General features: G+C 41.8%; 6 protein-coding genes. 3 read left to right on the top strand and 3 right to left on the bottom strand.

From position 1 onward, the window contains the following. The first annotated feature begins 703 nt into the window (after positions 1–703). The 3 genes from V7K50_RS28870 to V7K50_RS28860 all read left to right on the top strand — a co-directional run bounded on the left by V7K50_RS28870 (position 704) and on the right by V7K50_RS28860 (position 3,596). Positions 704–1,273: a photosystem I assembly protein Ycf4 gene (locus tag V7K50_RS28870; protein ID WP_334966175.1), complete on the top strand. Its 570-nt coding sequence runs from the start codon at positions 704–706 to the stop codon at positions 1,271–1,273. Between the two features lie 187 nt (positions 1,274–1,460). Further along, positions 1,461–2,261 carry a peptidylprolyl isomerase gene (locus tag V7K50_RS28865; protein ID WP_334966165.1) on the top strand — a complete coding sequence of 267 codons (801 nt, stop codon included), beginning with the start codon at positions 1,461–1,463 and terminating at the stop codon, positions 2,259–2,261. A gap of 189 nt (positions 2,262–2,450) precedes the next feature. Then, positions 2,451–3,596 carry a beta-ketoacyl-ACP synthase gene (locus tag V7K50_RS28860; protein ID WP_334966163.1) on the top strand — a complete coding sequence of 382 codons (1,146 nt, stop codon included), beginning with the start codon at positions 2,451–2,453 and terminating at the stop codon, positions 3,594–3,596. Between the two features lie 344 nt (positions 3,597–3,940). On the opposite strand, the gene V7K50_RS28855 is transcribed toward V7K50_RS28860, so the two are convergent. The 3 genes from V7K50_RS28855 to V7K50_RS28845 form a co-directional block, all read right to left on the bottom strand. Further along, on the bottom strand, positions 3,941–7,147 hold the full coding sequence (locus tag V7K50_RS28855) for a glycoside hydrolase family 15 protein (protein WP_334966161.1): 3,207 nt from the start codon (positions 7,145–7,147) through the stop codon (positions 3,941–3,943). 774 nt (positions 7,148–7,921) lie between these two features. After that, on the bottom strand, positions 7,922–8,263 hold the full coding sequence (locus V7K50_RS28850) for a 2Fe-2S iron-sulfur cluster-binding protein (RefSeq protein WP_334799490.1): 342 nt from the start codon (positions 8,261–8,263) through the stop codon (positions 7,922–7,924). A gap of 13 nt (positions 8,264–8,276) precedes the next feature. Further along, the gene (locus tag V7K50_RS28845; protein WP_334966159.1) at positions 8,277–10,436 is read right to left on the bottom strand and encodes a Tex family protein; all 2,160 of its coding nucleotides are present in this window, start codon (positions 10,434–10,436) and stop codon (positions 8,277–8,279) included. Positions 10,437–10,729 lie beyond the last annotated feature (293 nt).

Below are 10,729 nucleotides of genomic sequence, written 5' to 3'. Positions count from 1 at the left end.
GACCAACCTACGAATACGAAGCGATCGCGCTTGAGCCAGTCGTCGAGAACGTCAAACCACCCTCTACTGGGGGCGCGTCCAACTGCGATGGTCATCGGACTAAAATCCTCTTTTTTTACTAAAATTGCAAACGTTCCTAAGGCGGTGCGGAGAGGCAATGTAACCGACTGCCGTGAGGAATTAACGTTTTTTTGACAATCTCAATAGCATCAAAGCAATTGAGATTCTGAGAGTTTGCTGACTAGTGAAGTCACCATTTCTCAGAGTTATGCCATTACACGTACCATCGGCTAGTAATCTAGCTTGTGGTAACTTAATGATTCTTAATTTATCACACTAGTAAGGGTTTTTGCCTGATACGCAGAAGCAAATGAGGTATGAAACACGAACCTTATAATTAATATGAATATCAGAAATTTTACAATTTGACACAAGTTTTCTCAGAAATCTGAAAAAATTTAATGTAGATGTACGTATGTAGGTAATTTCTTCCCAAGAGGTCAAAAAGAGGCGGGGAGAGAGGAGCAAGGGGGCAGAGTAGAAAGAATTTTTATATAACCTGCCTTAAAAAATTATATGGTTAGCAGCAACAGGGAGGAGCGCAGTTGAGTTTTTGTCAACAATCTTTGGTAAAATACACAGGAGCCACCACTCAATGCAAAAACATTCAGTGTGCGAGTATGTTACGAGCCAAGGTAGTTTAATGACGACATCAACAACGGTTAACAAAGGCGATCGCCTCCTGCATCAAAATGTTCTCGGTTCTCGTCGGTTCAGTAACTACTGGTGGGCAACTATCGTTACCCTGGGAGCAAGCGGCTTTTTATTGGCTGGTATATCCAGTTATTTAAAAGTTAATTTACTCATAGTTTCCGATCCAACTCAACTGGTATTCGTTCCCCAAGGATTGGTAATGGGGTTATATGGCGCTGCTGGCTTGCTATTAGCCACATACCTCTGGCTAGTGATTTTATTAGATGTTGGAGGCGGTTACAACGAATTTAATCAGGAAACTGGCGCAATCAAAATCTTCCGTTGGGGGTTTCCTGGCAAAAATCGCCGAATTGAAATTGATAGCCGCATAGAAGATGTGCAATCTGTACGAATAGATGTCAAAGAAGGTCTTAATCCCCGTCGCGCCCTCTATCTACGCATTAAAGGCCGTCGAGATATACCCTTAACACGGGTTGGACAACCCTTATCTTTAACAGAGTTGGAAACAGATGGCGCAAAGTTAGCCCGCTTTTTGAGTGTGTCACTAGAAGGATTGTAAGGGAGTGTGCATGGGGTATGGGGCATGGGGCGTTGGAAAACCCTTGGTTTGTCCTCCTTGTTCCCACTTGCTAATCCGCAATACTTCGACTTCTCTACGAGACGCTACGCGAACGCTCAGTACAAGTGCCCAATTCCCCATTCCCTCTTGAGACGATAAGATACTCTGGTTGAATCAGTAAGTAACAATGCAGTTAAAAATTTCACAATTTTTGCTTTCTCTTGTGCTCATTAGTGCCTTGATGTTGGGAGGATGTTCAACACAGCAAGCCGCTTCTAATACCTCTTCTCCAACCTCGACAGCTACCTCGACTACAAGCGAGGCAAGCACCAAGACAACTACTGAAGCAACTTCTGTATCTCAAACCAGTAGTGAGAGTATTCCTGGAATCACAGATTTACCAAGGCTTGAAGGTAAGGCTACTGTGGTAATGACGGTTAAAGGCTCGCCCATTACTATCGAAGTAGACGGTACTGATGCCCCCATTACAGCAGGGAACTTCGTAGATTTAGTGCAAAAGGGTGTGTACGATGGTCTGGCTTTCCATCGAGTTGTACGCGAACCCCAACCCTTTGTAGTTCAAGGGGGAGATCCCAAAAGTAAAGACCCGAAAGTTCCTGTAGATAGTCTGGGAACAGGTAGTTATATTGACCCAAAAACGGGAAATGCTCGTTATATACCTTTAGAAGTTAAGGCAAAAGGTTCAGATACTCCGATTTACAATAAACCGTTTGATGCCACTGCTCAAGCTGTTGTATTGCCCCATAAGCAGGGTGCAGTAGCGATGGCGCGATCGCAACCACCAGATTCCGCTTCTGCCCAATTTTACTTTGCTTTAGCGGATCTAGCCTTCTTAGATGGTAACTACGCCGTCTTTGGGAATGTTACTCAAGGCTTTGATGTAGTGAACAAAATTCAGCAAGGCGATCGCATTGACTCCGCTAAAGTTACCCAAGGTGCTGAAAATCTAAAAATACCTGGAAAGTAGGAAAAATAAATTCAAAATGAAGAATTGAATATTTGGTGTTGCTGAATCGAGGTATGAATTTGGATTTAGAGACGTTGCATTGCAACGTCTCTACAAGGATTTTAAAATAACGCAAAATTATTTTTCATACCGCAATCAGCAACGCCGAATATTTGAATAGGCAAAGATTCTTCACTCCCAAAATTCAAATTGGTTAAGGTTTGTGTCACTGGTATTGGTTTAATTTCCGCGTTGGGTAGAAGCTTAGAGGATAGTTGGCGAAATTTAATCGCGGGTAAATCTGGAATTGTCTTACATCAACCATTTCCAGAACTTATACCACTTCCTCTAGGTTTGATTACTCAACAACCATCTGAGTTGACAATGTTAACTCAGATGGTTGTTGCTTATGCTTTGCAAGATGCTGGGTTAGTTCCACCTTTAGCTGATTGTGCTGTAGTCATTGGATCGAGTCGCTCTTATCAAGGATCTTGGGAGAAGTTGGCAAGGCAAATGTATACTGAGGCGGAGAATTTACCCCTGTCCTCTTTTGGCAATTGGCTAGATACATTACCTCATATAAATGCGATCGCAGCTGCGCGACAAATCGGTGCATCGGGGATAGTTTTGGCACCGATGGCAGCTTGTGCTACTGGAATTTGGTCTATTGCCCAAGCAGCTTTACTGATCCAAAGTGGGCAATGTCAACAAGCGATCGCAGGTGCAGTGGAAGCACCAATTACACCCTTAACTTTAGCTGGATTTCAGCAGATGGGTGCTTTGGCAAAAACTGGGGCTTATCCCTTTGATTTGCACCGGGAAGGCTTAGTGTTGGGCGAAGGCGCAGCTGTGTTTGTCTTAGAATCAGCAGAGTTGGCAAAACAGCGTCAAGCAAAAGTGTATGGTGAAATTCTCGGTTTTGGCTTAACTAACGATGCATATCATAGTAATTCACCAGAACCAGAAGGGAAAAGTGCGATCGCAGCTATCAAACAATGTCTAGAACGTAGTTGTTTGATACCAAGTGATATTGATTACATTCATGCTCATGGCACAGCAACTCAGCTAAATGACCAGATAGAGAGTATGGTAATCCAGCGTTTGTTTCCTCAAGGCGTGGCGGTTAGTTCCACCAAAGGAAGCACAGGTCATACACTAGGAGCATCTGGAGCTTTAGGTGTAGCTTTTTCTCTTATGGCATTAAAGCATCAAACTTTACCACCTTGTATAGGATTGCAGGAGCCAGAGTTTGATTTAGATATAGTTACAGCAGCCCGTCTAAGTAAAATTAGGCAGGTATTATGTTTGAGTTTTGGCTTTGGTGGACAGAATGCCGCGATCGCCTTGGCGAGTTAAGGAGGCAGGAGGCAGAAGGAATCCCCCTAAATTTATCGTAAATTCAAGGGTTTAAGACCCCAACCATTACACGTAGTATTAGCTGAGTTGGGGTTTAAATCCCCGACTCCAACTGTCTTTGATTTTGAAGTAATGAGTAATAACGTAATAAGTAATAAGTAATAACGTAATAAGTAATAACGTAATAAGTAATAAGTAATAACGTAATAAGTAATGAGTAATAAGTAATAAGTAATAAGTAATGGGTATTACTCATTACTCATTACTCATTACTCATTACTCATTACTCATTACTCATTACTCATTACTCATTTAATTATGGGGATTTAATAGCGCTTCTGGGTTTAAAAATCCTTCACAAATTCCGTCAAGAACCTGAATGCCTTCAAAATATAATTGGCGCAATCTCTAGGCGAGGTGTTGTAAAACGATCGCCACGCACTCGCCTTATCTTCATCATAGCGATCGCTGCGTTGACTATGATTTTCTAGCCACGCCAATCGTACTGCATGACCGACTAACACATCTAACACGATATATTCTTCAATTTGCAGGTTGGGATTATTAGATGCGATCGCAGCTAATTCTACTAATGCTTCAATATTAACTTGGCGATATTCTGGAGCTTCGATTTTATTCAGCAAATGCTCAACTAACAGAGCAAAATTTCTTTCACCTGCTGTCATTTCCGACAACATTATTTCACTATCTAAACGATTGCGCCGCTCTAGTTTATCGCCAATTACTAGACCTTTGCAATGTTGCATTAATAGCCAAACTTGCTTAAAAAATTCTTTTGGTACGCGCCCCGTTGCACCCTCAGCTTGACGAAACCGCCGCCAACCGCCCGGTGGGACTTCTATTCCTTCTGCTATTGCTGGTAACACTACCCAAGCAATATCACTTTCTTTTTGTTTGACATGCAGTGATTCTTGCTGGCGTAACAGGTTACTCATGCCAGTATATCCAGTTAATACCTGACGCAAACGCATTTTCACATCAAAGGGTGAAAGTTGCATTAAGTAATCATAAGCTTCATCTTGAGTGACGTATAATTCCCGTGCTAGTTCGCTGGTAATCAATAAGATAAGATAGCCGACTCTCAGGGTTAATAGTCCCTGAAATAGTTCGGGTTCTGAGCGAATTAAGATGCCAAGATAGATTAAAATCTCTTGAGTGAGGACGCGATCGCGGATATCTTCACGACAAAAATGATTAATTTTATCGGCAATTTCATCGTGAGACATCGGTACGGTAATCAAGGACGCTTCACTGTAAGCTTTACCCACAGCAATTTGCTTACCTCGCACCAAAATACTCGTGACTGCATCTGATAAGCTGATATCAACCATCAGCCGTAACCCCGCAGCCCGACGCACTACTGCCCAAATGCCTAAATCTCCAGCTTTGGTGTAAACTTCATCGAGTAAATCGCCTACGGTGACAAGATATCCTGGCCCACCGTACCCCGTATCAAATTGCATTCCCTGCAAGCGAGTTAAAGTTTGCAATAACTCAATTTGCTCGTAGATATTCTCTGATGAGCGCAAACGAGAAAGTAATAACCCAAAGTTGGTTTCACACTCCATTTGAAATTCTTGGCTATGTCCTAAGCGCCAGTTTTTCTCAGGATGATAAGCTAGATAATAGCAACGTGGGCTAGCATTTTTCAGTGGCGATCGCAAAAATTCTGCATTTGGAAGAAAATCAATTCTTTGAATTCCGGCTGTTAGCATTAGCTGATTTAGCCGCCCTAATTTCACCCGCACGCTGTTACAAACACCATCTTTCAGTTCTTGCATCAATTCCAATAATGCTTCGGAACCGACTTCTAACATGGTGTGCGTCAACATTAAAGTCAAGGTAGGACGCCCTAAATCGCTCCAATATTTTTGAATGTAAGCTAATTCACTTCTAATTTGATCTAGCAGAAAATGGTAATCAAGGGTTAAGTAAAACTGCTGAGAGTCGGAAAATGAAGGTAAAAAGACAATTGTTTCACCGCTAATCCGAAAGATTCTAGATGTTGTTAAACTCCGCAGCCGCCGCACTGGACGCCCAGTTAAACCAAGTTTGTCGTTACGTCCAATTTGGGTATAAATAGCTGAAAATTCTCCAGCTTTTCTCACCTGAATCGGTTCTACTTGGGTAGGCGTTTGTGCTTCAATTCCGTGAACTTCTAATTTCTTTTGTAAATCTTCATCTTCTGCTAATAAGGCAATTTGTACCAAGGACTCGCGCTGTTTACCAACACACAAATGTCTTCCCAAAGGGTCGATATCACCAACGGCTAGCAAACCTTCACTTAACATTTGACTGAGAAAATATAAACTCTGCGCCCATACCAAGGGAATATTTTCATTAGGCAAACGTGGTTGCGTTTGAGGTGCTAACTTTTCAGCTTCTATGTTTTCGGCGGGAACATAATAAAGTTCTGGCAATAAACGCAAACCATCTTGTTCTATAAATAATGATTCTAAAAGATTTTGGTATTTTTTAACTTGTTCTTGTTCGCCGCGAAATAATCCATCTAGAACTAAATAAGTGAAAAATAACGGCCATTCGCATTCGATATGCTCAAATTGCTTAAGTTCTAACGGTTCGTAGTGCAAGCGCTGATGATCTTCTAAAACGGTTTGGTGTCCATCACGCAGAAAGCGTTTGCAGCCGTATTTGCCTGCGAGTTTATTGATAATATCGTTTAAAGTGCGATCGCGTAATTCCAAATCTTCCACTGCAAAGGCAGGATAACTAATAATACTCAACAGCGCCGCATCAATTTCTTTGGAACCAGATTCTCTCGGTAATAGTGATTCTAAAGTAATCCGGGCGCGGGCGATTTCATCTGGTAGCACATGAATCACCGATGCTTGACTACCACGCACACCAAATAAATCCAGTCCGTTGATAGCTTCTAAAGCCGCTTTTGCCATACCTACAGAACTGGCGTTTAACTCTGCACTACCACGATTAATTTTATTCCCACGTTCCCAAATGCCGTAATCTGGTGTGCGGTAAGCTCGTCCAATGTAATAAACTAAATTTTGGACGAAATTCACTTCATCAATTGAATAAATTATTTGCAATCCCGCAGCAGTCATTTGCCCCAACATCAGTAAAAATATAGATGTGGCATCAAGTTGTAAATGTCCCCATTCATCATCACCAACAACAATGTCACCGGTCGCTGTATTATATTTGGCGTGCAGTCCATCTAGTAGCGACTGAGTATGTTTAAATGTCTCTACTTTATGAGCCTGTCGCATCATCGCAAAAAGCAACCCACGCATCAATTTGATGACACTGTGTTCTAGTTCATAAGTGCGTCCTTCGTCGTCGTCAATTTTGCGGTATGCAAGTCCTAAACCCCAAACTGCCAAAATGCTGTAAACGTTGTCTCGCACCCACGCATCAGTATAATCGCCGTGGGCTGTAATCGCTGTACTCGCAGGTAGTAAACCAGTAATCGGATTTTGCCGAGTCAGGATGATCGTTTTGATTTGCTGGTAGTAATAGTCTAGGCGAGTTAGCAATTTGGTAGATGTTTTCATGATTTGGTTCAGAACAGCTTGCAAAATTCGACCCTGTGACTGTGAAGTTAATTACCTAAACCAAGTCAGAACAAGCTCTGTAATGGTTGATGGGAGAACAGCTGAGGGTGGTGTGAGTTTATCATTATCTCGTGTTAAGAGGTTTCTGGGTACTTAATTTTAGCGATCGCCAACTAAAATATGATATTTGTTAAAATCCCCAACAATTGATGTAATATCCTATACCTTTTTCGTTTCTTAGCTAGGACTTAGGGACTGACAAATAAAAAAATACTCAACTATTTCTTGTGGGGTGGGTGTCTCACCCGCCCACAGCCAAAGGCGCTCATGTTGCCCACCCCACAAGATTGGATAATTTATTTGTTGTCAGTCCCTTACCCAAGAAACTTCTTAAACTCCTATTCCTCCGTGTACTCTGCGCCTCTGTGGTTCGATTTTCCGTTACCTGTGCGTAAGTCCTGTTAGTTTATGGACAACTAGTGGTGGCGTTGTTCGCGTAGCGTTCCGCAGGAAAGGTATCAATAACAAACTCAAACTATAGCAATTTTAAATCATTCGTAAAAAATTAGATCCCCGACTTCTCGAAGAAGTCGGGGATCTGGACATCGCGCATTTTCACAACTCATTTAGGACTGCTATAATTAAACTCTCGGTTTATGGGTTGAAAAATTTTGAAACCTTCCGAGTAAGATGCTTATTAAGGTAGCATTCTAATTATTGCTTTAGCATAACAAGTGCTGAAGAACCGATTAATTTAATGTCACAAGACAAAAATTACTCAGATTTTCCCGACTCAGGCTTATAGTAAAGGGCTGACTTATATAAGACTTGTTCTTGATGGGTTTCTAAAGTGCAATCAGACAAAGGATAAGTTATACAAGTAACAACATAACCAGCCTGTATCTCACTTGGGCGCAGAAATTTTTGCTCACTTTGATTAACTTCACCGCTAATAAGTTTGGCGACACAAGCAGAACATTCGCCTTGTTTACATCCAGATGGTAGGCGGATGCCAGCATCTTCCGCCATATCCAGAATATATTGATCGTCTGGTACTGGAATAGTACGATCTAATCCAAGTGTAGGATTGATGAATCGAACTTGATAAACTGCCATCTGCTGTCTTTAATTATTGTTTAACTGCTTTCATCGACAAACTAATCCGCTTGAGTTTTTCGTTGATTTCTAACACCTCAACTTTAACTACTTGTCCGACTTTGACAACTTTGTTGGGATCATCTACAAATCTATCAGCAAGTTGGGATATATGCACCAAGCCATCTTGATGTACGCCGATATCCACAAATGCGCCGAAGTTGGCGACGTTTGTCACGATTCCCTCTAGTTCCATTCCCACCTTTAAGTCCCTGATTTCCTTAATTCCTTCCCTGAAGGTGGCATACTTAAACTCAGCACGAGGATCTCTACCTGGTTTTTCCAGTTCGCTGAGGATGTCGCGCAGTGTGGGTTCGCCGACGCTATCGGTAACATATTTCTTCAGATTGATCTTTTTGAGTTTTTCGGCAATTTGTGTTACCTGATTTAATGGCACACTAAGATCAGATGCGATCGCTTCTACTACAGAATAACTCTCTGGATGCACTGCTGTATTATCCAAGGGGTTATCACCGCCGCGAATCCGCAGAAAACCCGCCGCTTGTTCAAAGGCTTTTGGCCCCAATTTGGGAACTTTCAACAGTTGTCGGCGATTTTTAAAGGCTCCATTCTGGTTGCGATGGGCGACAATATTATTGGCAACTGTTGCCGTAATCCCAGAGACGGAAGTCAGAAGTTCTTTGGAGGCTGTATTTAAGTCTACACCTACGTAATTAACGCAGCTTTCTACGGTGTCATCCAATTTCTTTTTCAACAACTTCTGATCGACGTCGTGCTGATATTGTCCCACACCAATGGATTTAGGATCAATTTTCACCAGTTCCGCCAAAGGGTCTTGTAAACGGCGACCGATGCTGATGGCACCGCGCACGGTAATATCTAAATCGGGAAACTCTTCTAGCGCTACAGTACTTGCAGAATATATAGATGCGCCAGACTCATTCACCATCACCTTAACTGGTTTGCGTTCTATGGTTTGCAATATTTGCGTGACAAATTCCTCAGTCTCGCGGGACGCTGTACCGTTACCGATGGCGATTAACTCAATTTTGTACTTTTCAATGAGATTTTTGACAGTTTGTGCAGCTTTGAGTCGTTGTTCAGCCGCTTGGTGGGGAAATACCGCTTGATATTCCAAAAATTTTCCTGTTTGGTCGAGAACTGCAACTTTACACCCAGTTCTAAATCCAGGGTCTATGGCTAGCGTTGGTTTCATTCCTGCTGGTGCAGATAGCAGCAATTCTCGCAGATTAGTTTCAAATGTCTTGATTGATTCCATGTCTGCGTACACTTTAATCTCAGAAATTACCTCTCCCATTAGAGAGACTTTCATCAAACGATTGAATGCATCCTTCAACATCGCCTGATAAAAATCCCGAATTGTCCGAACTTTGGTTTTAATTTCTTTCGACTCAAGATAGTAAAGTACAGTATCTTCATCAAAAGCAATTTCAAAGCTTAATATTTTTTCAGTTTCACCCCGACACAACGCCAGCATATTGTGGGGTGCAATATTTTTTACCCTAATTTGATAGTTACGGTACATCTCAAATTTGGTTGTACCTTCAGGATAATCATCTTTGATGCGGGAGACGAATACCCCTTCTTCTAAAAGATAGTCGCGGATATATGCGCGTAACTCCGCTTTTTCAGCCACTTCTTCCGCTAAAATGTCAGCAGCACCTTTGAGCGCTTCTTCTGCTGTTTTTACTCCCTTACTTTCAGAAATATACTTCGCCGCTTCTTCTTCTAATAAAGCAGTTACAGCATTTTTGGTATTTAACGACTTGATGAACTCCGCCAATGGTTCGAGTCCTTTTTCCCTGGCGATAGTGGCGCGGGTGCGTCGTTTTGGGCGATAGGGTAAGTATAAATCCTCAAGTTCAGTTTTTTGTAAACAGGATGAAATTTTGGCTTTGAGTTCATCTGTGAGTTTACCTTGTTGGGCGATCGCACTTAAAATTACAGATTTTCGTTCTTCCAGTTCTGTTAAATAAGTATATCGTTCAGCCAGATCACGTAGTTGCACTTCATTCATCTCATCGGTGCGCTCTTTGCGGTAACGTGCAATAAAGGGAATTGTTGCACCCTCCGCCAAAAGTTCCAGCGCGTTTTGCACCTGATGGGGTTTGAGGTTTATTTCAGTTGCCAGTAATTGAGGAATGTTCAGCATTGAGTGTCTAAAATGAAAATCTTACTTCTAAAGGTAATATGCTAGATCCTGATCCTGGCGCAAGGGGAAACTTTTAAACTAATTTACCAGATGATTGCTTACAATAAGGCATTTAGCGAAATAAACAAAACCCATCTACACAAGTTTTAAAGCCTTTCAATCCGCGTAGCTGAACAAGTAAAGCTGACTACACACACCATTTACCACACAAAAACGATTTATTACTAACCTTTTGAGTGCTTCATCTGTCGCCAGAATTATTCCAATTGTTGTAATATACAACCTTGCGTAAT

The sequence above is a fragment of the Nostoc sp. genome (assembly GCF_036917135.1).
Taxonomy (GTDB): Bacteria; Cyanobacteriota; Cyanobacteriia; order Cyanobacteriales; family Nostocaceae; genus Nostoc.
The sequence above is the reverse complement of the archived record's forward strand: the minus strand, read 5'-3'. Positions and strand labels throughout refer to the sequence as shown.

What these genes read in the sequence shown, in the direction of transcription:
- V7K50_RS28870 (WP_334966175.1), top strand. Translation starts at nt 704, where the DNA reads ATGACGACATCAACAACGGTTAACAAAGGCGATCGCCTCCTGCATCAA.
- V7K50_RS28865 (WP_334966165.1), top strand. Translation starts at nt 1,461, where the DNA reads ATGCAGTTAAAAATTTCACAATTTTTGCTTTCTCTTGTGCTCATTAGT.
- V7K50_RS28855 (WP_334966161.1), bottom strand. Translation starts at nt 7,147, where the DNA reads ATGAAAACATCTACCAAATTGCTAACTCGCCTAGACTATTACTACCAG.
- V7K50_RS28850 (WP_334799490.1), bottom strand. Translation starts at nt 8,263, where the DNA reads ATGGCAGTTTATCAAGTTCGATTCATCAATCCTACACTTGGATTAGAT.
- V7K50_RS28845 (WP_334966159.1), bottom strand. Translation starts at nt 10,436, where the DNA reads ATGCTGAACATTCCTCAATTACTGGCAACTGAAATAAACCTCAAACCC.